Here is a 24435-nt window from a genome sequence, read left to right as displayed (position 1 = left end):
CTTGACCGCGTCGGCAGAGGCATCAGCATTTACCGGGCATCAAATCTTAGAGAGAGAAAATAGTGACACGTATTGGCATCGTGGCCGAGTTGGGTCACGAGACGAGGGTGGCGGCGACGCCTGTCACCGTGAAGCAGTTGCTGGCCCTGGGCTACGAGGTGGTGGTCGAGAAGGGATCTGGGGAGTCCGCGTCTTTCCGTGATGAAGCGTACGAAGAGGCTGGGGCACTAATTGTTGGTGCGGATGAGGCGTGGGGCGCCGATGTCGTGCTGCGGGTGAACCCGCCCACTGGTGAAGAGATTGGCCGGCTGGCTGAGGGGGCGACGCTGATCGGGATGTTGAGCCCTGGCCTGCTGCCGGAGGTGGTGGAGGCGCTGGCTTCGCGTCCTATCACGGCGCTGGCGTTGGATGCTGTGCCGCGGATTTCGCGGGCACAGTCAATGGACGTGCTCAGTTCGATGGCGAACATTGCCGGGTACCGTGCCGTGATTGAGGCAGCGCACGAATTCGGGCGGTTCTTCACCGGGCAGGTCACCGCGGCGGGCAAGGTCCCGCCGGCGAAGGTCCTCGTGGCCGGTGCCGGTGTTGCCGGGCTCGCGGCGATCGGTGCCGCGTCCAGCCTGGGCGCGATCGTGCGGGCGACCGATCCGCGGCCCGAGGTCGCGGACCAGGTGAAGTCCATCGGCGGGACCTACCTCAAAGTCGAGGTCGAGGAGGAGATGAAGTCCTCTGACGGGTACGCGAAGGCCACGTCCGAGGCGTACAACGCCCGCGCTGCACAGATCTACACCGAGCAGGCAGCGGAGGTGGACATCATCATCACCACGGCACTGATCCCGGGCCGGCCCGCACCGAAGCTGCTCACCGCAGACGACGTCGCGGGCATGAAACCGGGGAGCGTGATCGTGGACATGGCCGCGGGCCAGGGCGGAAACGTCGAAGGCTCCGTCGCCGGGAAACGCATCGTCACGGACAACGGTGTGGTAATCCTGGGCTACACGGATCTGCCGGCCCGGCTCCCGGCCCAGGCCTCCCAGCTGTACGGGACGAACCTGCTGAACCTCCTCAAGCTCCTCACCCCGGACAAAGACGGGGTCCTGCGGATCGATTTCGACGACGTCGTCCAGCGCTCCGTGACCGTGGTCCGGAACGGCGAGAAGACCTGGCCGCCACCCCCTGTTCAAGTCTCCGCAGCCCCTGCCGCGACGACCGAGGCCGGAACAGCCGCCGAAACTACGGCTCCGAAGAAGAAGGAAGGCCTCAGCCCGGCGGGCAAGGCAGGCCTGTTCACCGCAGGCATCGCGGCCCTGTTCGGCCTTAACACCGTGGCCCCGGCGCCGCTGCCCCAGCACTTCACGGTGCTGATGCTCTCGGTCGTGGTCGGCTTCTACGTCATCGGCAAAGTCCATCACGCCCTTCACACCCCGCTGATGTCGGTGACCAACGCGATCTCCGGGATCATCGTCGTCGGCGCCCTGCTCCAGATCACCACCGACAACATTGCCACGCAGGCCCTGGCCGCCATCGCCGTCCTGCTGGCCAGCATCAATATCTTCGGCGGCTTTGCGGTCACCCGGCGCATGCTCGCCATGTTCACGGCCGGGAAGGTCCGTTCATGAGCGCCGTCACCGCAGCAGCAACACTTACCAGGAGCCTTACCGTGTCTGACACCGCCGCCGGTCCGCTGACCGCCGAGACCATCGCAGGGGCGGCCTACATCGTCGCGGCCCTGCTGTTCATCCTCAGCCTCGCCGGGCTAAGCAAACACGAAAAAGCCAAGGCAGGTGTCATCTACGGCATCACCGGCATGGTCATCGCCCTCGCGGCGACCGTCTGGCTGACCCTCCAGAACGCCTGGGGCACCGGGCACGCCCTGACCGGCCTGGGCCTGCTCCTCGCCGCGGTCATCATCGGCGGCGCCATCGGGCTCTGGCGCGCCCGCGTCGTGGAAATGACCGGCATGCCCGAACTGATCGCCCTGCTGCACAGCTTCGTGGGCCTCGCCGCCGTCCTGGTCGGCTGGAACGGACACCTCCAAGCCCCGGAACTGGCCGGCGCCCTGAAAGATGTTCACCACGCCGAAGTGTTCATCGGCGTCTTCATCGGCGCCGTGACCTTCACCGGCTCCATCGTGGCGTTCCTGAAACTCTCCGCGAGGATGAAGTCCTCACCGCTGATGCTGCCGGGCAAGAACGCGATCAACCTCGGCGCCATCGCCGCGTTCATCGCCCTGACCGTCTGGTACGTCAACGACTCCCAGCTCTGGCTCCTCATCGTCGTCACCCTGCTCGCCCTCGGACTGGGCTGGCACCTGGTGGCCTCCATCGGCGGCGGCGACATGCCCGTCGTCGTGTCCATGCTCAACAGCTACTCCGGCTGGGCCGCAGCCGCCGCTGGCTTCCTGCTGAACAACGACCTGCTCATCATCACCGGCGCCCTGGTCGGCTCCTCGGGCGCGTACCTGTCCTACATCATGTGCAAAGCCATGAACCGGTCCTTCATCTCCGTGATCGCCGGCGGCTTCGGCATCACCGCCCCCAACAAAACCGATACGGACCAGGGCGAGCACCGCGAAACCACCGCTGAAGCCACCGCGGAAATGCTCACCAACGCCTCGTCCGTGGTCATCACCCCCGGCTACGGCATGGCCGTCGCCCAAGCCCAATACCCCGTCGCGGAACTCGCCCACCAACTCCGCGAACGCGGCGTGAACGTCCGCTTCGGCATCCACCCAGTCGCCGGACGACTCCCCGGACACATGAACGTCCTCCTCGCCGAAGCCAAAGTCCCCTACGACATCGTCCTGGAAATGGACGAAATCAACGACGACCTCGGCGCCACCTCCGTAGTGCTCGTCATCGGCGCGAACGACACCGTCAACCCCGCCGCAGCCGAAGACCCAGGCAGCCCCATCGCCGGAATGCCCGTCCTCCGCGTCTGGGAAGCCGAAAACGTCATCGTCTTCAAACGCTCCATGGCCACCGGCTACGCCGGCGTCCAAAACCCCCTCTTCTACCGAGACAACTCCCACATGCTCTTCGGCGACGCCAAAACCCGCGTCGAAGACATCCTCAAAGCGTTCTAGTGGACATGTACACCTTTAGGTCCAGACGGGCGAACGACCCATGATAATCCGTTTGGTTATCCAATTCATTGACCCCAACAAGACAGGAAGAGACCATGCTGTGGCGTCGATTTACTTTCAATAGCCCAGATCAGCCTATCTTTGGGTCAGGAGACCCTGATAGGGCGCACTACCCAAAAGCACGGATTGAGCTCCAAGCGTTCAACATTGATGAATTCAACGCATCCCCTTGGGTTGGCCTTCATTACAGACACGAGTTCTTGCTTCACCACCGCCACGAACTGTTGGACGGTGGGCAAGGACTTAAGGAATGAGACGTGTGCCGAGATTAGAACCGTAGGGCTAGACGAAATTCGTCGCGCTCAAGTTTGCGAAACGAATGCCGAACCATCGCCTAATTTAACATACATTCCGATTTGGCTGCTCTGCTTTTAATTTGGATTTAAGAGAGCCGGATGTATACAGATTCCCGATATCACTAGAACAAGAACTGCAAAGGAGTCCAGCATGGCTGACACAGAGATTAGAAAGGGCCTGGCCGGCGTCGTTGTGGACCACACCGCCGTCTCAAAGGTCAACCCTGAAACGAACTCACTGCTTTATCGCGGGTACCCGGTACAGCAACTCACGGCTAAATGCTTTGAAGAGGTAGCCTATCTGCTCTGGAACGGTGAGCTGCCCACCCAGCAGCAGCTGGTCGAGTTCAGCGCACTGGAACGGTCCAGACGGGCACTCGACCCTGCCCTTAAGGCCATCATCGACACATTGCCCATGCACGCCCACCCGATGGACGTGTGCCGCACCGCGGCTTCTGTGCTCGGAGCGCGCCATAAGTTGGCAGAGGATTCATCACCCGGGGCCAACATGAAAAAGGCTATCGACCTTTGGGCGGCTATGCCGGGAGTCGTGGCCTACGACCAGCGCCGCCGATGGGGCCAGGGAGTCGTGGAACCCCGTGAAGACCTCGGATATTCGGCGAACTTCCTCTGGATGACCTTCGGCGAAGAACAGGTTCCGGAAGTCGTGGAAGCCTTCAACGTCTCGATGATCCTCTACGCCGAACACTCTTTCAACGCCTCCACCTTCACCGCCCGCGTCATCACCTCCACCCTCTCCGACCTGCATTCGGCGGTCACTGGAGCCATCGGAGCGCTTAAAGGCCCGCTGCACGGCGGCGCGAACGAAGCCGTAATGCACACTTTCGACGAAATCGGCATCCGCCCCCAGGAATCCCTCGAGGAAGCAGCCGCCCGCGCGAAGGCCTGGATGGAAGACGCCCTGGCCCGGAAGAAGAAGGTCATGGGTTTTGGGCACCGCGTCTACAAACGCGGCGACTCCCGTGTGCCGACCATGAAAGCGGCCCTGGAAAAGATGATCGCCCACTACGGGCGGCCGGAACTCCTGGGCCTCTACAACGGCTTGGAACAGGCGATGGACGAGGCCAAGAACATCAAACCCAACCTCGATTACCCCGCCGGCCCCATCTACCACCTCATGGGCTTCGACACTCCAACCTTCACTCCCCTGTTCGTCGCCAGCCGCATCACAGGCTGGACAGCCCACTTCATGGAACAACTGTCGTCCAACTCCCTGATCCGCCCTCTGGGCGAATACAACGGCCAGGAGGAGCGTGCCGTGTAGCTGGCAATCTTAATTGCCTCTCGATCCCAGCGGTGAGGTGCGGGATGATCACCCGGATCATTGAATATCGCAACGTATACGGCACCTCACCGTCTGTCCGCCAAGCAACGCGACGCCGCGGCGTTGTCAAACCAGTCAGGGCAATCTCTATTGAAGTTATGCCTGGTGAGCTCGTAGCGATCGTCGACGTTACCAATGGGGCCGCTTGGAGACTGTCACTATCGCCGGGGAGCGTGGCACCGGTGTAATCGGCAACCTGCTGTACACGGGTCAACTCGGCCTGCCAATTGAATGGCCGATTTTTTCCTAAATTCCATGGGGCGAAGCCGGACGTCGTGGAGGCTCTACCTACGGGCGCCATTCAGGACCAGGGGGGTTCCTCCGAAGGCATGACCTGCCAAGTCCGATCACCGCTGGCCTTTGACGTTCTCCACCAAGTCGGTCACCCGGGGCCGGATTCCGCGGTGGAACACTATTCCTTCCGGCAGTCCCTCAACGGCTGCGGTCGAATCGGAGATATCAATTGTGATCCTGCCATTTGCCAGGGGGGCGTTGGTGAGGTGGAGGTCGCCATACGATTTCGGGAGCACGGGATCCAACCAAACTCCGCCTTGCAAAACGTCGACGTGGTAACCCATCAAGCTCTTGATCAGTTGGATTGGCGTGGTTGCCGCCCATGCCTGCGGGGAGCATGCTGTGGGGTAAGGGAGGGGTTCGTCAAATTGATCGCGGCCGAAGCCGCAGAACAATTCGGGCAACCGCCCCTCGGAGTACTCTGCCGCTTCAAACAGCGCTGTCGCGATCCTCTGCGCCTGCTCGATAAAGCCGTAACGCAGGAGTCCTGTTGCGATAATCGCGTTGTCGTGGGGCCAAACTGATCCATTGTGGTAGCTGGCAGGGTTGTATGCGCCCATGTTGCTGGCCAACGTTCTCACACCCCAGCCACTGAACATCTCAGGGGACATCAACTGGTCAGCCACCAGCGCAGCCTTGTCGTTGTCAACGATCCCAAACATAAGGCATTGACCCATGTTGGAAGCACAGGCGTCGACCGGCCGCTTGTCGCCGTCCAGGGCGACGGCGTAGTAACCACGGTGAGGCAGCCAAAACTGTTCGTTGAACTGCTTCTTCAACCGCGCCCCGAGCTCCCGATACTCGGCCGCAAGCTCCAAGTCACCGGCTTCGTGAGCTATCCACGACCGGCCCAGATAAGCGCCGTAGACGTAGGCCTGCACCTCGCATAAAGCGATAGGTGGCTGAGCTATATTCCCATCGGCGAAGTTGATGCCGTCCCACGAGTCCTTCCATCCCTGATTGATCAGGCCGTGATCATTGAGCCGTGAATATTCGATAAAACCGTCGCCGTCCTTGTCCCCGTAGTGGCGGATCCAGTCCAGCGCCCGGTCGACATGTGGCAGAAGGTCCGCAATGGTTTCTGATGCGAATCCCCAGCGGCTGACCTCGCCGAACAGTGCCACAAAAAGCGGCGTGGCATCAACGCTGCCGAAGTAGCTGGGTTTCCCGCCCAATGCCAGCCCACTGGATACGCCAAATCTGACCTCGTGGAGGATTTTGCCCGGCTCCTCTTCGCTCATTTCATCCGTCACGTGCCCCTGACGGTCGGCCAAAGTCTGGATGGTGCCGAAGGCCAGGGAGGGATCAACGGGCAGTGCCATAAGGGACGCCCAAAGCGAGTCCCGGCCAAATAAAGTCATGAACCAGGGGGCACCAGCAGCCACTACGATCCTGTTGGGGTGGTCAGGATCCTGAATGCGCAGAGCGCCGAGGTCGTCGTAGCTGCGCCGGAGCGTGCGTTCGATTGACGCGTTGCTGATGTGTAGTACAGGGATCTTGGATACCCACTCCTGGCGGCGCCGGTCACGAGGAGACATTTCGCCTTCATCGGCCCGAATAAAGCGTGCGGCGGAGGGGGTTCCGCCGGCGAAGGCCGTGACGCTTAACACAGTACTCCACTGTTCATGCGCGGGAACACTGAATCGGTAGGCAAGCCCCTCGGGGGTTATGTCGGCCCCGTCGGCCGCCACCACAACACCCTTCTGAACGTCCTGCCAGACCGCCCTGATGATTAGCGAGTCGCCCGATACGTCACGGGACTCTTCCCAGCGCCGCTGGATTCGGGCCTCTTTCACCTCGAAGAGATCCGCGAAGTCCGCCTCCACGTGAAGAGTCAGAGCACATTCAGCGCTGGACGGCGAGTAGTTTCGGACAGTAATCCGTTCCAGAATGCCGGCACCAACCTCGCGGAGACGTTCGACGATCAGGGGGCTATCCGCGTATCCATCTGGGCGTGGGACACGCCCGATAAACAAAGCACGGTACGGTTCCTTCGTCTTCGCCCCCAGTGGCTCCAGCGGGGCGCCGTTGATGAGCACACGCCAAGAGGAAAGGATTCGCGTGTCCTCGACGAAAACCCCGTGTGGAAACTGGGGTTGAATGTCGCCGTTTGCCGCGGAGATACAGAACGATGCGCCTTCCACCAGGGTGACCGAACCCGGCCCGGACGGCCCTGCAGCAGTGTCAGCATTCCACCCAGCCATCACGGACCCTTCTCCGGATAACAACGGATTCCCTGCGAACCCCTATCTGATAAGACGCTACGCCCTTGGGCCAATCGACACCAGCACGCCAGATAGAAGCCGCTATTTCCACCGGCATTCGCAGCGCGAAGCCCCGGACAAAATCGCTTCCCGAACCCCAAAGCATCCAAAAACCGGGAAATGCATCGTCTTGCCCATCCTGTCCAGCAATGACCTACCCCCGGTTGAATCGCAACAGCAACCAAGGGTCGGCCTGCATTGGGACGGAGGCTATGAGCGTTGCCGTAGCGATCGCTCCTGGACCACGACACCCTGCGGACGTCGAGGATGCTGCCGGCGGTCTAGGAGTCTGGCATTGCCCCTGCCGAAGCAGCTTCCAAGGCCGCTGCGGCAAGATCCGCGCTGGTCTTGACGTCGTTCATCCACAGGGGCACAACAACGGGCCGGACCCCCGCACCGGCTATGGAACCAGACAGCCCCGCATCAGTGCTGTCAATCAGCCAGGCATCCAGGATCCCACCGGAGGACCGCGCACCATAATGCAACGCCACCGCATCAGCACCAGTCCTGACGCCGATCGCAGCCAGGCAGGCGTCCGCCATGCCCCGGACGGCCGCACCAGAGATAATGGGCGAGATCCCCACGACCGGGGCCGCCGTCGTCTGGATTGCCTGCCGAATGCCAGGGACATTCAAGATTGTGCCGATGGATACCACGGGATTTGACGGCGCCAGTACGACGACATCGGCACCGGAAATCGCCGCCAAGACGCCCGGAGCCGGAACGGCCTTGGAGAGCCCGGCCTGGAGAAACTCCCGGGCCGGACGCTGGGCACGATGCCGGACCCACCATTCCTCGAAGTGCACAATCTCCGGCAGATCAGCGCTGGGACCATTCAACACGACCTGGGTTTCCACTTCCTCATCGCTCATGGGCAGCAACTCCATCCCGAGGTCCCACCGGGAGGCCAGGCGCCCGGTGACCTGGCTCAACGGCAGCCCGGTCCGCAGCAGATGCGAGCGGGTGATGTGCGTGCCGAGGTCCAGATCGCCGAGAGTGAACCATGGCCAGCCCACACCATAAGCTGTCAGCTCGGCACTGACGCGCTCCGTTTCACCGGCCCGGCCCCAGCCCCTCGCTTCATCATTGACACCGGCGAGGGCATACATCACAGAGTCCAGATCGGGACAGACGCGCAGCCCAGTCAGCCACATGTCATCACCCGTGTTGACTACCGCGGTGATTTCCGCCGTCGTTCCCCCGGCACCATCCGGCAATACCTGACGTAGGTGGTGGCGCAGCCCCAGCAGGAAACGCGCCCCACCCACACCACCGGCAAGCACCGTGACCCTCATGCGGTAGCACCGCCGTCTGTGATGCTGAAGGATTCAGCGCGGAACCGTTGTCCTGCCGCGAAGCCCTCTTGGAATCCTTCCAGATGTGCTTCGGCCGATCCCAGACGGAACAAGTCATCTTCTGCAGAGCGAATCAGGGTCCTGGCTCCGGGCTCCTGAATCGGCCGAATGAGGTGGCCCAGGCCATGGACCACGGCGACCGGCCTGCGTGAGGTTTTGCCGAGCACCAGATTCGCTGCACCTGCTATTTCATCCGCGACCGCAGTGATGGTTGCATCCATCGGCCTGTCGAAATGGTCCCGTGTGCCACGTAAATCATGGGCTACTGCCATTCCCGCGGCACCGATAGCCTGATCTGTCTGCCCCAGGCGCCAAGGGCGGCCCAGCGTGTCAGTAATGAGCACCGCTAAGTCGAAGCCGAAACGCTGGCGCCACCCGGCGCACAGTGCCTGCGCTGAAGCATCCGGATCCTCGGGCAGAAGCAGCACCGTGCCGGCAGGAGTGTTGCTCGCATCAACACCGGCGGCGGCGAGCACCAATCCCAACTTGTTCTGAACAATTCGGGTTACACCGCCGGGATGTGTTTTGCTGGCGACCAGTCGTACTGTTTCGGCCGTGATGGCATCTTCGCGGCTGTCGGCCTGCAAAGAACGTCCTTCAGCCTTTGAAACTATTTTGCTGGTCACTACAACGATATCGCCCGCGGAAATCTCATCTTCGATGGCGTTTCCAACGAGCACCAAGAGGTCATCGCCGGCGACAATCTCACCGATTCCGTCGATCCCGACGACGGCAAACCGCTGTGGCGGGTCCGCTGGCTTGGGCGTTCCAATTAGCTCAAGATTATTTTGATTCATCCCAGTCCCATCAGAAACAGTCCCTGATACTCCCAAGCGTAGCGTCTTCCGGTACTCTTCGAATTATCCCTTCCGACGCGCCGTAGGACGATACTTGGTCGAGCACGTGGCATTGATGAGTGGGCAGGGTCATTATTAAGGGCCTTTCGTGTCGTGCGGAGGGTCTTGTCCGCTACTTGCTCAACGCGCAGACTTCCTGATCGTCGCCAAAGCCTGCGCGGTCCGTCGGCCCAGCCGTCCCTCAAGCCGCTCGAGGTCCGTCCATGTGTCGACGTCGCACCGTAGTCCCGACGTCTTGTCGACATGGATCTCGACGTACCCCGCTGCGCCGTGCGCAACACGTGAGCCTTCGCCGAACGCGGGGCGATGTCGCGTTGCGTCGAGGGCGGTGATCAGCGTTGTACCGGTGCCCGCGGCGTCTGCGACGAACGCCAGCTCGGCGCCTGAAGCGAGCGACAGGACGGCCTTGAGTTCAGCTGAGGTAAGGGCCGGCAGGTCGCCCTGAAGCACGGCGACTCGGCCAGGGCCCGCTGCCTCAATGCCTTGGAGCACGGCTGCGGACAGCCCCTGCCCTGGATCCTGCACGGTCTCGGCCCCGAGGGCGCGGAAATCAGCGGTAGCGGCGGGGCTGGTGATGACGACAACGCGGCCTACCGGCAGCGCGGCCGCCACAGTGTCGAGGGCGATCGCCTGTGCAAGGCCGGAATCAGCACCCAGACGCGACTTCGCGGCCGCGGTGCCCTTGACCGGCACGACAATGGTCCAGGCGTCAGTCATGCGCCATCACCCCGGCGTCGTAGTCCGCCGGGTCGAACCGGGCCAGCCGCTCTCGGAACGCCGATGCGGTGTCCGGCCACAGGAGGGTCAGGCGTCGGCTCCGCTCGTCGACGTACCAGCTGCGACAGCCGCCGGTTAGCCAAACCGTGGCCTCGGCCATGCGGTCGATTTCGGCGACGTAGGCCGCCTGTCGCTCTGGCCGGACTTCGAAGGCTGGCACGTCGCGGCTGCGCAGGTACCAAAGGGCCTCAAGAACATAGGCGATTTGCGACTCGATCATGTGCACGGCCGAGTTGTGGCCGAGGCTGGCGTTGGGGCCGTCGATGACGAAGAGATTCGGGAAACCAGCCACCGTGGTGGAGTTGTGCGCCACCATTCCTTTGGACCAGGCGGCGTCGAGGGTGTGGCCGTCGCGGCCTCGAATCCTTCGCGCGATGGGCGGCCGGGTCGAGTGGAAGCCGGTAGCCAGGATGAGCGCGTCAAGCTCATATGCCGCTCCCGAGGCGGCCGTGACCCGGCCGCCCTCGACGGCGGTGAACGCCGACTGCTCCAGGCGTACCCACTTGTGCATCAGGGCCGGGTAGTAATCGTCTGATAGCAGCACGCGCTTGCAACCGGCCTCGTAGTCTGGTGTCAGTGCCCGGCGGAGGGCTGGGTCGGGGATTTGAGCCTCAAGGTGCCGTAGCGCTCGGTCGCGGAGTGCAGTGAGGGGGCCAGTGGCGCCGATCCTTGCCGCGAAACCTGCTTCGGCGTCCCAGAACATTCGAGTGCGAAGTGTGGCCAGGGAGCCAGGTTCCTCCCGCCAGGTGGCCTTCTCCGCTTCGGTGTAGGCGCGGTCGTCACGGGGAATGATGTACGCGGCGCTCCGCTGAAAGAGAACGATCTCGTCGGCCACCGCAGCCATGCGCGGCAGGATCTGCACAGCGGACGCGCCGCTTCCGACGAGCCCGACTCGCTTGCCCGCCAGGTCGAGATCGTGAGGCCAGTCGGACGAGTGGAATACGGGGCCCGCAAACGATTCGAGTCCAGGCACGTTGGGTATCCGCTTCTCGGAGAGCCGGCCCGTCGCCAGGACTACCCAGCGGCAGCGGTAGGTGTCGCGCTTAGTGACCACCGTCCAAGTCATGCTGGTGTGGTCCCAGTCGAGCGCGAGCACTTCTGATGAGAAGCGGAGGTGTGGGAGGATGCCCTCGTCCCGGGCGGCCTCCTGCAAGTAGTCGAGGATCTCAGCGCCGGGAGCGTAGAAGCGGCTCCAGTCGGCGCGTGGCCGGAACGAGAACGAGTAGAGCTGCGAGGGGATGTCGCAGGCCACGCCCGGGTAGACGTTGTCGCGCCAGGTGCCGCCGACGTCGGCACCGCGTTCTACGACGACGAACGACCGCTCGCCCGAGCGCGCGAGCTGGATTGCAGCACCGAGTCCAGCAAAACCCGCACCAATGATGACCGTGTCAAAGGGCTCGGGGACGGCGGCTTTCGGGCGGACAGTGTCGGCATCGACTGCTTCCGCATGGAAGATCTGAGAGTCGTGGGCCTCTGTCACGGCCGGGCTCGCTGTATCTTGCTGCCGGCCGGGTATCGCCGCGGTTCGCGAAGGAACGCGTCGATGAGATGCGCCTGCTCTGCGGCATGCCCCACTTCGGCGAAGCGCACGTCCGTGGACGCCGGACCAGCAGCGGGCAATCTCGCCGGGGCAATGACGAGGATAGGGCAAGCCACGTCCTGTACCGGTGCAGTGGAGCCCAGCACGATCAGGGCAGTGACCCTCGCGTCAGCAGCCAGGGGGGTGTCGCAGCCCGACACGATGATGAGCGCGAAGCGGTCCGGCAGCTCGCCTGGCCAGACATCCGCGCCCGTCACGAAGACCTGACGCCGCCGCGTCAATAGCGGCAGCGCGGCGTCGAGGTCCGGATCCAGGCCGGCCGGACCCGCGGCGATCACCACCGGCTCAAGAGATCCTCCGGGCAGCCTTGCGACTCCCGTCACGACCTCCCGAAGGCCCGTGGCCGTCCCGAAGTTCACCAGCATCATGCGAAGCCCCTTTGGACCAGTGCGTAGCTCGTCGTACGCTCCCGCGCCTCGCGTCCAAGAACGGTCGCGATCCGCTGGACGTCTCCCCGTGTCGCCTCACGGTACGCCTCCGGGCCGGCCTCCGGCCAGATCGCACCGTCGAGCAGCAGACCCCCGAAGTCATCCGCTCCCCCAGCGAGCACGGCCTCGGCACCGTGGAAGCCGAGCTTTGTCCACGCGGCCTGCACGTGATCGATCCGTCCATGAAGCAGCAGGCGCGCTACCGCGTGGAGCGCCCGCGAGGCTTCGAGGCCAGGACCTTCACCGGCCACCGCGCGCACTCGCGAGGGCACGTCGAACGGCACATACGGCATGGCGATGAACTCCGAGAACCCGCCCGTCTCGTCCTGTATTCGGGTCAGTCGACGCAGGTGAGCAACGATTTGGGCTGGCGTCTCGACGTGACCGTAGACGATCGTCGCTGTCGATCGGAGACCTGCCCGGTGAGCGGCCTTCAGTGGCCGAATCCACTCGTCGACAGGCGGATCGGTGCCCTCACTCAGCAACGCGCGCACGGCGTCGTCCAAAATGCGGGCGCCGGTACCGGGAACGCTCGTCACGCCGACCTCACGCAGTCCTTCGAGGAAAACCTGGACACTAACGCCCATCCGAAACGCGCCGTCCAGCACCTCCGTGGGGCGGTAGGCGTGGAGTGACAGATCGGGCCCCGCTGCGTGGATGGCCCCAGCGAGGTCGAGGTAGGCCTTGCCCGGCAGTGCCGGGTCGATGGGGCCCTGGACGCAGATCTCGGTTGCACCCAGGGTAACGGCCTCCTCGACGAGCCGTCGGACCATGTCGTCTGTGAGTCCGTTTCTATACAGCGACGCGTCCAGGTTGCGGTTGACGATGTAGGTCAATGTGTCACCGACCGCTGCCGAGCGGACCTCGTCGGCCAGCGCCGTTACCGCGTCGAGGTCTTCACCACGGGCGGTAAGGAGGGAGCAGTAGTCTGCGTCTGTCAGCGAGGCCGGGTCAATCGAGGCTTTGGCGAGGGCGGAGACCACGGTCCGATCGGCGCGGCGGGGCCTCCCGTCGCCCCTGACGTGGCCAACGAGAGGAGCAGTGTCGGCTACAACAGCCGCGGCTTGATCCGCGGACCGGGAACGCGGCCCCCACGCTGCGAGGGCCGCAGGCCTCACGCGCGCGCTCTCGTCGGCGAGCAGGGACACAGGATCGGCGAGAGCCGTAACGGCGGGGGCGACGCGCGCATCCAGCCAGGTTTCTGGATCCTGCAGGTAGGCCGGGTGTGCGGTGAGCCGCTCGCGCAGGGTGAATCCGGCCTGCGCCGTCAGCTCGGCGAGCGTCTGGAGTTCGGGCCAGGGCCGTTCGGGATTGACATGGTCGGGGGTGAGCGGGCTGACCCCGCCCCAGTCGTCGATGCCTGCGCGCACCAGCAGCAGGAGTTCAGGGAGTTCGCTGAGGTTCGGGGGCGCCTGGATGCTGTGGTCGGGCCCCATGACAATCCGGGCGACCGCGACCGCGGCTGCGTACTCCTCGAGGGCGAGGTCTGACTCGTTCTGCATCGCGGTGTGCGGTTTCGCGCGGAAGTTCTGGACGATGGTCTCCTGCACCTGGCCGTACCGCTGGTGCGACGCCCGGATGGCGAAAAGAGCCTCGGCGCGCTCGGCGTAGTTCTCGCCGATCCCGAGAAGAACCCCGGTGGTGAACGGGATTCGGGAGCGGCCGGCGTCGTCTATCACCCGCATCCGCAGAGCAGGATCCTTGTCCGGGGACCCGAAGTGCACTCCCCCGGGCTGGCTCCAAAGCCTCGTGGCCGTGGTCTCGAGCATCATGCCCATCGACGCGGCGACCGGGCGGAGCCGCTGCAGCTCGGCGAACGACATGACTCCGGGGTTGAGATGCGGCAGAAGGCCGGTCTCGGTGAGCACGAGTTCGGCCATCGCACCGACGTAGTCGAGGGTCGAGGCGTAACCGTGGTCCTCGAGCCACTGCCGCGCAACCGGCCAGCGGTTCTCGGGGCGGTCGCCGAGTGTGAAGAGCGCCTCCTTGCAGCCGAGCGATGCCCCCTCGCGAGCGATGCGAAGGATCTCTTCCGGCGGCAGGTACGTTGGGATCCCTTTCTTTAGCAGCCCGCCCGGCGTCTCGACGAAGACGCAGTAGTGGCAGCGGTCCTGGCAAAGCTGCGTGACGGGGAGAAACACCTTCTTCGAGTACGTGATGATGCCCTCGCGGGAAGCGCGAGCGAGGCCCTCGTCGCGGAGCCGCGACGCAACAGTCAGCAACCGGTCCAGATTGTCGCCTCGAGCTCCAAAAAGCGCCGTGGCTCCGGCGAGGTCCGTCTCACCCGTGTCTTCAAGGCGGGCGAGAGCTTCAGCGAGGGAAGCAGAGTTCAGAACCGAAGGTGCGGACATGACGGATCTTCAAAGCGATGGCAGTGCGGATCTCGCGTTTCGCACACGGAGCCTGCAGGTCTGGGGCTGTGCTGCAGGTTCAGCCCAGCGCCGCTCACAGGGTCCCCCGATCTCCAGCAACGGCCAACCGGCCGGGGCCGCCGGTGCCCAGTGCCCGCAGCCGCGGCATGAGGTGTTCGGCGAACTGGGACAGGAACCGTTGTTGGTCATCGCCCGGTGCGTGGAAGACCAGGTGATTGAACCCTGCCTCCACATAGGGCATGAGCTGGCCCATGACCTGCTCCGGGTCCGAGGCGACGATCCAGCGTTTGGCCACCTGTTCGATGGGCAGCGCGTCCGCGGCGGCGGCCATGGCCGCCGGATCCTCGAGGCCGGCTTTCTGTTCCGGGCTAAGTGACAGTGGTGCCCAGAACCGGGTGTTTTCCAGCGCCATGGCATAGTCCGTGTCGAAGGAGAGCTTGATCTCAATCATCTTCTCTATCCCGGTCGGATCCCGCCGGGCGGCCGCGGCACCCTCGAATACCGCCGGCAGCAGCTTCTCCGTATAGAGCTCCATGCCCTTGCCGCTGGTGCAGATGAAGCCATCGCCGGCCGCGCCGGCGTAGCGGGCCACCACTGGGCCACCGGCTGCGATATAGATCGGAACTGGGTTTGCGGGCCGGTCATATACGGTCGCATTGACCGTGCGGTAGTACTCACCGTTGAAATTGACCCGGTCCTCGGTCCACAGCCGCCTCATCAGCTCCACTGCTTCCCGTGCCCGGGCAAAGCGTTCCTTAAAAGCCGGCCATTCGGCTCCTGTAACGGCGACCTCGTTCAGTGCCTCACCCGTGCCCATGCCGAGGATGACCCTGCCCGGATACAGGCAGCCAAGGGTAGCAAAGGCCTGCGCGACGACGGCTGGATTGTAGCGGAATGTGGGGGTGAGCACGCTGGTACCCATCACAATCCGGCTGGTACGTTCCCCGACGGCGGCCATCCAGGCCAACGCGAACGGGGCATGCCCGCCCTCGTGGCGCCACGGCTGAAAATGGTCCGAAACCATAACCGAATCCAGACCGATGTCCTCGGCAAGAACCGAATACTCGACCAGTGTTCTCGGGTCGAATTGTTCTGCGGAGGCTTTGTAGCCGATCCTGATGCTCATTTAGACTCCTCGCTACATGCATTCAAATTGTCAACTTCGGGGAACCCTGCGACAGGAAAGATACTCGCTTCGTTTCCTGGGGAAGGGTGTTGCGGAAGGCAGATCCCACCCACGTGCTCGCTCAGCCATTCATCGCCTGCGCGGTACCGGTACTCGACTCCGCCTTCAAGCACAATGAAGTCCCGAGAACCTGCATGCGCCATGCCAGTCGATCACGCCCTCGCCGGGGACCGGTGGTCGATCTCCTGAGCGATCTTTCCCAGCTCGCTCACGAATTTTCGCGTCTCACTCTCATTCAAGGACGCAGGAATCGAATAAACGACTCGATCCAGACCGAGCTCAAGGTATCGCTCTACGAAGTCGAGCCGCCCCATATTGAGAGTGACTTCCACCGGCTTCCCCAGGGCCGCCGCCCGCTCGCGCAACTCTGTGACCCGGTCCCCGAGACTGTCGAAGGTATCCTCACTGTGACCAGGCATCCAGCCGTCGGCGTGAGTCAGTGTTCGGTCCAGCACCATCGGACCCATACCGCCCATCAGAATGGGCGGATGCGGCTGTTGGATGGGTTTCGGCCACTGGAAAATGGGATCGAAGTCGACTTGCTTCCCGTGATACTCCGCTTCTTCGTGCCCCCAGATCTGTTTCATGGCTTCGATGCGTTCCAGCATGAGCCCGTTGCGGGTCTTGAGGTTTACGCCGTGATTCTCAAGCTCAGCAGCGTTCCACGCCGCTCCTGCACCGACGCCGAAGAGGAAGCGTCCGCCCGTCAAACGGTCGATCGTGGCGATCTCCTTGGCAAGCGTGATTGGGTCGCGTTGCACGACCAAACAGATGCCGGTGCCCAACAGCAGGGTCGAGGTCACCGCACCCATCATCGCGAGCGACATCAGCTGATCGTAGTTGCGGTAGTACTCACGCGGCATGCCTCCGGGCGAATGCGACCCGGCGAAACGCCGCTCCTGGTCGTCAGCGAGGCCGTAAGCGCCTTTTTCCTCATCGGGCACCCGCGAACTAACTGGAACGTGAGAATGGTCCGGAAGCCAGATCGACTCCAAACCACTGTCCTCGACCATACGAGCGAAGTCCAGAGGCGGAAACGTCTCATCGGTGTTATAGAACTTAATGCCAGTCTTCATGCGACCTTCTCCCTGTGGGGTACCGGCTCCGATGAGGGAACCGCGGATTCTTGCTTCGAGCTATCGCGGCTTGCGGGTAAGGCATGACCTGGGTTCCGAGTCCACGTGCTCATTGGAGTCCGAGTCCAGGGCGTCCTAAGGGCCTAGCGATATTGGCGCCCCCATCGACCGTACGACACACTTTGGAATCGCATTCATAAATTTACAGTATCGTATCCAAAAACGGTGAAATTGTCTCGCGGCTTTAATCGTCGGCTTGGGCCGGAGTGAGTGTCTATGAGGCAAGCGTTCCGTGACCCTAGTGCCAAGGGGCAATGCCACCTGCTCCAACTGGCTCCTTTATGTGGGGAGTATCAAGTGCCAGATGATCACGAGAATAGAGGACATGAGCATGCCCGCGGAGGCGACGGTTATTGGCTAAGAGGTACTATGGAATCGTACCCAAAAGTCGAGCTTCGGGTGTCTCAATCTCACCCTGAACGCTGCAGTGAAGGCGTACTGCAGCACTTTGTTCGCCCCTGAAAAGACCCGGCGCTGGCATCCGTGGACAGCTGGCCCTTCGAGTTCACAAAGGAGAGACTCATGAAGCACATATATGAGCCCGACGTTACGATGACGATGCGGGACGGAGTCACACTGGCAGCTGACATTTGGCGCCCGCTTGAGGGAACCGCACCGACCCTTCTGGTACGAACTCCGTACAACAGGCAGACGCCGACGATGTATGGTGGGCCAGGAACTCCACACCCCAGCCTGATCGGACTGGTGAACGCGGGGTACGCAGTCGTCCTTCAGGACGCGCGAGGCACCTTTGGCTCGGAAGGTGAGTTCGAGCCCAAGATCAACGAGATCGCTGATGGTCAGGACACCGTGGGTTGGATCACCCGGCAGGCATGGTCAGACGGCACGATCGGCATGTATGGGGCTTCGTACATGGGGATGACCCAGTGGGCCCTGGCGATCAAGGAAACGCCCGGCCTGAAAGCCATCGCCCCCACCATGGCAGCGACCGACTGGTACTCAGAACTTTGGTATTCAAAAGGTGGTGCCCTGTCTTTGAGCCTTGACACCATGTGGAACGCCTTGATGTATGCCGGCGAAGAACAACGGGACCTGGCAAGCGGCAGGGCGAGCGACCCCGCCACACTGATGCGGCTCGGCGGCTCACTCCTGAACCCGCTGTCACTCAACGATGACACTCCGGTTGCAGATTTGCCCGTGATTGGGAAGGGGCGATGGTTCGACGATTGGCTGGCCCATCCCGACTTCGACGGCTACTGGGCCGCCCAGGACTGGTCCCCCCTGGTCAGTTCGACGACCGTCCCAATATTGGCCACCGGCGGCTGGTACGACCTCAAGATCAACGGAACGGTCTCCGACTTCGTCCGTGTCCGCACCCAGGGCGCGTCGGAGACGGCACGTGAGGACTCCCGCCTGATTATCGGCCCATGGGAACACGGGCCGCTCACCGGGCAGTATGCAGATCGGCACTTCGGCCCACTTGGCGTCGGAGACGCCACCGAGGCACACATCGCCTTCTTCAACCAGACACTCCGTGGTCTCGTACCCGAGTCCCCCGCGCCCAGGGTGCGGATCTTCGTCATGGGCATTGATCAATGGCGTGATGAGCAGGATTGGCCGCTCCCCGACACGTCCTACACGGATTACCACCTGCATAGTGGCGGGTCGGCCAACACCCGCCACGGCGATGGCACCCTCCAGTCCGCCGCATCCTCGATGGCGGGCCACGACGAATTCCAGTACGATCCACGTGATCCACTGCCCACCGCCGGTGGCGCCCTTCTTCCGAGTGTGCCGGGATTGGTAGGACCAGTTGACCAGAAGGTTGTGGATGGCCGATCCGACGTCCTTTGCTACACCGGACCCGTCCTCGAGGAGCCCATTGAAGTGACCGGGCACGTGGAGCTCAAGGTGTTCGTCTCTTCAAGCGCCGTGGACACGGATATCACCGCCAAACTCGTTGACGTCTTTCCCGACGGACGCGCAATCAACCTCTGCGACGGCATCCTGCGTCTGCGCTACCGGAACGACCTGTCGAACCCCGCGCCCCTGACCCCCGGTGAGGTGTACGAGGTGACCGTACCGATGGCGGTGACCTCCAACGTCTTCCTGCCCGGTCACCGCATCCGGCTCGATATTTCCAGCAGCAACTTCCCCCGCTTCGACCGGAATACGAACACCGGAGGCTTTATCGCCCAGGAGTCTGTGGATCAGGCGATAGTAGCGACCAACCGGATCATGCACGGACCCGAACACCCCAGCCGGCTCGTCTTGCCCATCATCACCCGTTAACAACATCCGGAGCACAGGCCGCTCCTGGTCCGCTCGGTAACGCTGCGGACGAATCCGTGGGCGGACAATCCCACGCACCCGCCAAGGACAAGGCCGTCCAAATTAGTGGGATGCAGGGTTGGGGTAGCTGGCGACAGGAGGAACGGTGCTGTCGCGGCGAAAATGGCAGTGGAACGGTGTATGGCGCGCCGACTCCCATTGCCCGCATAGGGGTACGGAATTGCTCCGTTATGATCACCGCCAGAGGGAGAGCATGAAGTCCCGCCGGCCCACAACCACGTTGTTCAGCAGTCTCCTATGCCCTCACGGCAGAACAGGCTCAGAGTAGTTCGCCGGTCAGGTGTCGGGCGTAAGTTCCGAGCCCGCGCCGCAACTCCAGATAGATGTCGCGCACGCTGGCATCGGCCCCCATCTCGGCCCTGCGAGCCCATTCGTCGAACGCGAGGCGAGTTGTCGTCGAGACCAATGCCACCAGCGCGCGGGCGGTGAGCACGTCGGCGCTTGCGCCAGCGGCGTCGACGGCGGCATCTGTCAACTCGTCGATGCGCTCGGCTTCATTGGCCAGCGTTCGCGCCAGAAGTGCGGGCTCGCTCTGCACCAGACGTCGTACACGTAGCGTCCGGCGGTGCTCCTCGGGCCGTGCGTCGAACTCACCGAACAGTCGCATCCACGCGTCTTCGAGGGCCGCGACGACCGGTGCGCCGCTGCGGATCACCGCGACCGTCTCATCCATCACGGCGCCCAAGCCTACGTCGTTGACGCAGACGGCCTGTTCCTTCGTGGCGTAGTACCGAAAGAAGGTGCGCTGGGAGATTCCGGCCGCATCCGCGATGTCATCGACCGTGGTCTCCGTAAAACCGTTGCGTTCAAACAACTGCAGCGCGGCATCCGACACTTCACGTAGCGTCTCCCGGCGGCGCCTCTCGCGAAGACCCAGCGGCGCCGCGGCGACTGGAGAAGGCTCATTCATGTCTAAAAGTGTACATCGCTGCCTAAGTGGCAGTGACTGTCATATACTGGTGTCTCGGCTCAGCAATCCGCCATCACCCTAAGTCCAACATCGGCAACGTCACCAGCAGGCTTCACGGACCACACACTCGCGGCCCTCGTCGCCGCGGACTCCACGCCCGACACCGATTGAGAGAAAGAAAGAAGTCCCTATGACTACGCGAAAGATGCTGCTCGGCATGCAGTTCGGTAACGGGTACGGAGCGCAGGTCTCAGCGTGGCGCGCCCCCAACGTCGACCCCTTCGACTACACAAACTTCGACGCCATGGTTCGCTTCGCCCAGGCCGCGGAGCGCGGCAAGTTACAGTTCCTCTTCGTCCCCGACACCCCGGCCCTCTCAACTGACTTGACGCATGAGGCGCCGCAGATGACGCTGGACCCGATGATCACCCTCGCGGCAGTCGCGCACGGCACCTCACGCATCGGGATGGTGTCCACCGGATCCACCACATTCATGGAGCCGTACAACCTCGCCCGCCAATTCAAGGCGCTGGACGTGCTCAGCCATGGCAGAGTGGGGTGGAACCCCGCCACGACGAGCGACCCGACCGCCGCCGCGAACTACGGCGCACAGGTGGCCGGCCGTCCCGAGCGATACCAGCGGGCGCACGAGACGATTCAGATCGTCCAGGCCCTATGGGGCAGCTGGCAAGAAGATGCCTGGATCGGCGACAAGAGCACGGGACGCTTCGCAGACCCGTCGAAGATCGGTCCGGTCAACCTCAGCGGCGAGTATGTTGCCTCACGTGGGCCGCTGCCGATCCCGCCGTCGAAGCAGGGCCAGCCCGTCATCTTCCAGGCCGGCGGAGGTGCCAATGGGCTCGGCATCGCGGGTCGTTACGCGAACGGGGTTATCGGTTCCACATTCTCGATGGACGACGCTCGCGCGCAGCGGCAGGCGGCCCGCGATGCCGCCGAGCGGATGGGGCGGAACCCTGACGAGATCAAGTTCTTCGCCGGCCTCATGCCCGCAATTGCACCCACCGTGCGCGAGGCCGTCGATCGGCGGATGCAGCTCGCTTCCGACACATTTCCGAGCCGCCTCCCCTACCTCGGCCAGATGCTCGGCATCGAGCTGCTGCCTGCCCAGATCGATCGCCCGATCGCGCCCGAGCAGCTCGCGGTCGCACATCCGACCCCATTCGATCCGCGCGCGCCGCGCGCGCTCGAGGTCGCGAAGCAGGGCTGGACGATTCGCGAGATCCTCGCCCACGGCGTCATCGACTACCACCCGACGCCCATCGGGCCGGCATCCGTCACGGCAGACCACATGCAGGAGTGGTTCGAATCGGGCGCCGTCGACGGGTTCTGGGTATCGATCGATATCTACAAGGACGGCATCGACACCTTCGTCGACGAGGTCGTACCGATCCTCCAGGAGCGCGGACTCTTCCACCAGGACTACGAGGGCACAACCCTTCGTGACCACCTTGGCATTGAGCGCCAGTACGGACTGGACCCCCGGATCTCGTAACACAGCCCACACCAGAGCCATGCCAACGCGCGCTCGCGGGCTTCCCGACCGGACTGTCGGTCGTGGCCGCGGAAGTCCGCGGACAGATCCTCGGAATGCCCGCGAACTCGCTCGTGTCGGTGTCGTTGGATCCGGCACTGCACTCGATCCCCTTCGCGCACATCAACCACCTGGCCGGTTCTGCGCACCTCGCCGCGCTGCGAATCAGTGTCCTCGGTGAGCAGAGTGAACGGGTGCTCAACGAGCTGCGTGACCCTGGCGGGTCCCGTTTCGTCGGCATCGAGATAGACGTCGACGACGGGTCGGCATTCGTGCGCGGGGCCCTGGCGAGGTTAGTGGTGGAGCCGCACACCGCTGTGGAAGCCGCCGAACGCACGCTCATGCTGCTTGAGGTGCTCAGCGTGCACCGAGACGAAGATCAGCGACCCCTGGTGTTTTTCAGCAGCCGAACTCATCGCCTGCGGTCCTGAAGCCTCTGGGTGGATCTCACAGGCGAAAGCCGCAGTCCTCGCGTCGACTGCCTCTACTGCCAGATCCGACACGAGGAATGCGGCTACTGTGGTTCGTTCGGGAGCGGGGAAGCCAGTTTGGCCGGTGCCCGCAGGACCTGGTGTACCGGATTCGGGGCCAGGGACTTTCGATCTTCAGCCGGTGCCAAATAGCCCCTCGCTGCCAGCGAGCACCACGCGGAACACCACAAGCAGGTCCCCTTCATTGATGTTCGTGGCCGCAAACTTTCCATTCTCAAACCGCTTGCCGTAGTCGAAGCACCTTGGTGAAACGTGCGGGGCTTGAGCCGCATTAATTTTCCTTGTTCAGGTCTGGATCTGCCTACCAGCTGTGGGCGGCAGCACGCACGAATACTTCATTGACAGCGACTCGACGTTTGCGGGTGACCACGTAAGCGATGGCATCGGCAATGTCCTCGGGTTGGAGCCTTTCGATGGCAGATATTTGGGACTGCACTTCTGGTTGCAACTCCTCCCGGGTATGCGAGGCAAGCTCTGTGTCAACATTTCCCGGTTCGATCACACTGACCCGTACCCGCTGGGGCTGCATTTCCTGGCGCAGTGCCTCGCTGAAACCATTAACGCCAAACTTGGTCAAGTTGTACACAGCGGCGCCTGCAAGGGCGACCCGGCCTGCCGAGGAGCTGATGTTGACTAAATCCGAGGTACGTCGCGGTTCCTCGCCCGCCGCCTTAATCAAATGCGGCAAAGCGGCCTTCGAGACATACAGGAGACCAAGCACATTCACATCGATCATTCGTTCCCATTCACCCTCCGGTGCTTCTGCGAACGGGCCGATAAGCATTGCCCCTGCGTTGTTGACGACGATATCCAGTCGGCCGTACGTGTCAACGGCCTGCTCGACAGCAGATTCTGCGCCGGCGCGGGATGTTATGTCAGCAGTAATTGCCTGGGGCGCGCCATCCTCACTCGTGATTATTTGCGCCACCTGCTTAAGACGTTCACCCGGCCTGGCCACCAGCGCAACCTGCGCGCCCTCCCTCGCAAGGCGTCTTGCCGTTGCCGCCCCGATCCCGCTACTGGCGCCCGTGATGAGTGCAACCGTTCCTTCAAGCTCATACGCCACGATCGATCCTTATGTCCGGACCGCGCTTGGAGTCGTATTCATCCGAAGTCTATCAAGGCAATCTGAGCGTGCCGCACTGAGGCTATGACTTGAGGCACAGTCAAAAGTAGTCTTGTCCGTGAGGTGGGTGAATCGTAATTTTCTGGACGTGTGAACGCGCAGAACCGTGCCACATCCGAAGCTACAGACGCCGCGTTCCACCGAGACACCCACTGGCTTCGATGGGCGCGTCATGACAGGACGTTGCTCACCGGACCATCTACACCTGACACCCAGGGCTACAAAAACTATCAAAGCGGCGATCGAAGAGGTCCAAGGCAGCCAACGTCCATCCGTCCCAAACCATCGCGGGAATCACCGGTCTGGCGATCGAAGGCGTGCTCATCGAAATCGAAGTCGAGACTCACCTTTCCTGACGACGGCTCCCAGGGCCATAGCTATTGTCAGCATGCTCATTGCTGTTCGCGGTTTACCGAAGCGAAAGTGGCCATCGACGAACAGGCTCGGATGAGCAGATTAGTAGCGGATGCCAATTCGATCAGGACGAGACGGCCCGTGACCCGAATAAGCAGAAGCCAAGGATTAGCCCTGCGGTACTACCCTTTAGACCGGTGAGCTGATCCCCCATGAGAATAGGGCACACCCCAACCTGACGTCAGGCAGGTGACCAAGGGCTGTCAGAATAGGGTCCGGATTCTCATTCACTGACAGTTGCTCAAGGAATTCTTACAACCCAACCTGACACCCTGACCCGTTCCTGAAGGCTACGACATATGGGCCCATATCGGCAAACTGTTCGACTTCCGCATGCTCAGCAGACAATCGCGTCGGCAGTAGTGTTCCGGAGGCCGAGCTACGGCCTATAAATCTGTGGGGAGACCACTCGCCTTGTCATTCGTATCGTCGACTCGACGGCACGCACGAAACCAACCGAAGCACTCGGTCGGCCCTAGCTAAATAACTATCGCCCCGAAATAGCCCTGGCCATGGCGAGCTTGCGCGTCGCTGTCATGTCGCAATGGCCACTCCCAAGCAATGAAGGGGCAGA

17 protein-coding genes are annotated in these 24435 nt (G+C 62.8%); 6 read left to right on the top strand and 11 right to left on the bottom strand.

What is annotated here, in order from left to right:
- Nucleotides 1-62: 62 nt before the first annotated feature.
- From VUN82_11225 to VUN82_11215, 3 genes are all read left to right on the top strand, one after another.
- Nucleotides 63-1619, top strand: coding sequence for a Re/Si-specific NAD(P)(+) transhydrogenase subunit alpha (locus tag VUN82_11225; protein XAS74353.1), 1557 nt, complete (start codon nucleotides 63-65; stop codon nucleotides 1617-1619).
- Entirely contained in the window at nucleotides 1616-3085 is a 1470-nt protein-coding gene (pntB, locus tag VUN82_11220) for a Re/Si-specific NAD(P)(+) transhydrogenase subunit beta (protein XAS74352.1), read from the top strand. The genes VUN82_11225 and pntB overlap by 4 nt, the downstream gene beginning before the upstream one ends.
- Before the next feature lie 507 nt (nucleotides 3086-3592).
- Nucleotides 3593-4726 carry a bifunctional 2-methylcitrate synthase/citrate synthase gene (locus VUN82_11215; GenBank protein ID XAS74351.1) on the top strand — a complete coding sequence of 378 codons (1134 nt, stop codon included), beginning with the start codon at nucleotides 3593-3595 and terminating at the stop codon, nucleotides 4724-4726.
- Nucleotides 4727-5133: 407 nt separating this feature from the next.
- Here VUN82_11215 and VUN82_11210 read toward each other — a convergent pair whose 3' ends face one another.
- The 9 genes from VUN82_11210 to VUN82_11170 all read right to left on the bottom strand — a co-directional run bounded on the left by VUN82_11210 (nucleotide 5134) and on the right by VUN82_11170 (nucleotide 16995).
- The gene (locus VUN82_11210) at nucleotides 5134-7284 is read right to left on the bottom strand and encodes a glycogen debranching N-terminal domain-containing protein (protein XAS74350.1); all 2151 of its coding nucleotides are present in this window, start codon (nucleotides 7282-7284) and stop codon (nucleotides 5134-5136) included.
- A gap of 341 nt (nucleotides 7285-7625) precedes the next feature.
- Nucleotides 7626-8639 carry a 2-phospho-L-lactate transferase gene (gene cofD / locus VUN82_11205; GenBank protein XAS74349.1) on the bottom strand — a complete coding sequence of 338 codons (1014 nt, stop codon included), beginning with the start codon at nucleotides 8637-8639 and terminating at the stop codon, nucleotides 7626-7628.
- Complete coding sequence (gene cofE / locus VUN82_11200; GenBank protein ID XAS74348.1) at nucleotides 8636-9496, bottom strand: coenzyme F420-0:L-glutamate ligase; 861 nt, start codon at nucleotides 9494-9496, stop codon at nucleotides 8636-8638. Before cofE ends, cofD begins: the two co-directional genes overlap by 4 nt.
- A gap of 180 nt (nucleotides 9497-9676) precedes the next feature.
- Nucleotides 9677-10273 carry a 2-phospho-L-lactate guanylyltransferase gene (gene cofC / locus VUN82_11195; GenBank protein ID XAS74347.1) on the bottom strand — a complete coding sequence of 199 codons (597 nt, stop codon included), beginning with the start codon at nucleotides 10271-10273 and terminating at the stop codon, nucleotides 9677-9679.
- Nucleotides 10266-11813, bottom strand: a complete 1548-nt coding sequence (locus VUN82_11190; GenBank protein ID XAS74346.1) for an NAD(P)/FAD-dependent oxidoreductase — start codon at nucleotides 11811-11813, stop codon at nucleotides 10266-10268. The genes cofC and VUN82_11190 overlap by 8 nt, the downstream gene beginning before the upstream one ends.
- On the bottom strand, nucleotides 11810-12301 hold the full coding sequence (locus VUN82_11185; GenBank protein XAS74345.1) for a hypothetical protein: 492 nt from the start codon (nucleotides 12299-12301) through the stop codon (nucleotides 11810-11812). Before VUN82_11185 ends, VUN82_11190 begins: the two co-directional genes overlap by 4 nt.
- On the bottom strand, nucleotides 12298-14712 hold the full coding sequence (gene cofG / locus VUN82_11180) for a 7,8-didemethyl-8-hydroxy-5-deazariboflavin synthase CofG (GenBank protein ID XAS74344.1): 2415 nt from the start codon (nucleotides 14710-14712) through the stop codon (nucleotides 12298-12300). Before cofG ends, VUN82_11185 begins: the two co-directional genes overlap by 4 nt.
- A gap of 94 nt (nucleotides 14713-14806) precedes the next feature.
- Nucleotides 14807-15859 (bottom strand): glucose-6-phosphate dehydrogenase (coenzyme-F420), encoded by a 1053-nt coding sequence (fgd, locus tag VUN82_11175; protein XAS74343.1) that lies wholly within the window; start codon nucleotides 15857-15859, stop codon nucleotides 14807-14809.
- A gap of 212 nt (nucleotides 15860-16071) precedes the next feature.
- Entirely contained in the window at nucleotides 16072-16995 is a 924-nt protein-coding gene (locus tag VUN82_11170) for an LLM class F420-dependent oxidoreductase (GenBank protein ID XAS74342.1), read from the bottom strand.
- Between the two features lie 582 nt (nucleotides 16996-17577).
- On the opposite strand from VUN82_11170, the gene VUN82_11165 reads away from it, so the two are divergent.
- Entirely contained in the window at nucleotides 17578-19308 is a 1731-nt protein-coding gene (locus tag VUN82_11165) for a CocE/NonD family hydrolase (protein XAS74341.1), read from the top strand.
- Nucleotides 19309-19627: 319 nt separating this feature from the next.
- On the opposite strand, the gene VUN82_11160 is transcribed toward VUN82_11165, so the two are convergent.
- On the bottom strand, nucleotides 19628-20278 hold the full coding sequence (locus VUN82_11160) for a TetR family transcriptional regulator (GenBank protein XAS74340.1): 651 nt from the start codon (nucleotides 20276-20278) through the stop codon (nucleotides 19628-19630).
- Between the two features lie 190 nt (nucleotides 20279-20468).
- Between VUN82_11160 and VUN82_11155 the strand changes: the two genes are divergently transcribed.
- Nucleotides 20469-21791, top strand: coding sequence for an NtaA/DmoA family FMN-dependent monooxygenase (locus tag VUN82_11155; GenBank protein XAS74339.1), 1323 nt, complete (start codon nucleotides 20469-20471; stop codon nucleotides 21789-21791).
- Between the two features lie 95 nt (nucleotides 21792-21886).
- Nucleotides 21887-22261 carry a flavin reductase gene (locus tag VUN82_11150; GenBank protein XAS74338.1) on the top strand — a complete coding sequence of 125 codons (375 nt, stop codon included), beginning with the start codon at nucleotides 21887-21889 and terminating at the stop codon, nucleotides 22259-22261.
- A gap of 361 nt (nucleotides 22262-22622) precedes the next feature.
- Here VUN82_11150 and VUN82_11145 read toward each other — a convergent pair whose 3' ends face one another.
- On the bottom strand, nucleotides 22623-23387 hold the full coding sequence (locus VUN82_11145; protein ID XAS74337.1) for an SDR family NAD(P)-dependent oxidoreductase: 765 nt from the start codon (nucleotides 23385-23387) through the stop codon (nucleotides 22623-22625).
- Nucleotides 23388-24435 lie beyond the last annotated feature (1048 nt).

The sequence above is a fragment of the Micrococcaceae bacterium Sec5.1 genome (genome assembly GCA_039636795.1).
Classification (GTDB): domain Bacteria; phylum Actinomycetota; class Actinomycetes; order Actinomycetales; family Micrococcaceae; genus Arthrobacter.
This window is presented reverse-complemented; position numbering and strand designations above follow the sequence as displayed.

Bases quoted from the DNA above. Each gene is read 5' to 3' on its own strand.
- pntB (XAS74352.1), top strand. From the start codon at position 1,616: ATGAGCGCCGTCACCGCAGCAGCAACACTTACCAGGAGCCTTACCGTG.
- VUN82_11215 (XAS74351.1), top strand. From the start codon at position 3,593: ATGGCTGACACAGAGATTAGAAAGGGCCTGGCCGGCGTCGTTGTGGAC.
- VUN82_11210 (XAS74350.1), bottom strand. From the start codon at position 7,284: ATGGCTGGGTGGAATGCTGACACTGCTGCAGGGCCGTCCGGGCCGGGT.
- cofD (XAS74349.1), bottom strand. From the start codon at position 8,639: ATGAGGGTCACGGTGCTTGCCGGTGGTGTGGGTGGGGCGCGTTTCCTG.
- cofE (XAS74348.1), bottom strand. From the start codon at position 9,496: ATGAATCAAAATAATCTTGAGCTAATTGGAACGCCCAAGCCAGCGGAC.
- cofC (XAS74347.1), bottom strand. From the start codon at position 10,273: ATGACTGACGCCTGGACCATTGTCGTGCCGGTCAAGGGCACCGCGGCC.
- VUN82_11185 (XAS74345.1), bottom strand. From the start codon at position 12,301: ATGATGCTGGTGAACTTCGGGACGGCCACGGGCCTTCGGGAGGTCGTG.
- cofG (XAS74344.1), bottom strand. From the start codon at position 14,712: ATGTCCGCACCTTCGGTTCTGAACTCTGCTTCCCTCGCTGAAGCTCTC.
- fgd (XAS74343.1), bottom strand. From the start codon at position 15,859: ATGAGCATCAGGATCGGCTACAAAGCCTCCGCAGAACAATTCGACCCG.
- VUN82_11170 (XAS74342.1), bottom strand. From the start codon at position 16,995: ATGAAGACTGGCATTAAGTTCTATAACACCGATGAGACGTTTCCGCCT.
- VUN82_11165 (XAS74341.1), top strand. From the start codon at position 17,578: ATGAAGCACATATATGAGCCCGACGTTACGATGACGATGCGGGACGGA.
- VUN82_11160 (XAS74340.1), bottom strand. From the start codon at position 20,278: ATGAATGAGCCTTCTCCAGTCGCCGCGGCGCCGCTGGGTCTTCGCGAG.
- VUN82_11155 (XAS74339.1), top strand. From the start codon at position 20,469: ATGACTACGCGAAAGATGCTGCTCGGCATGCAGTTCGGTAACGGGTAC.
- VUN82_11150 (XAS74338.1), top strand. From the start codon at position 21,887: ATGCCCGCGAACTCGCTCGTGTCGGTGTCGTTGGATCCGGCACTGCAC.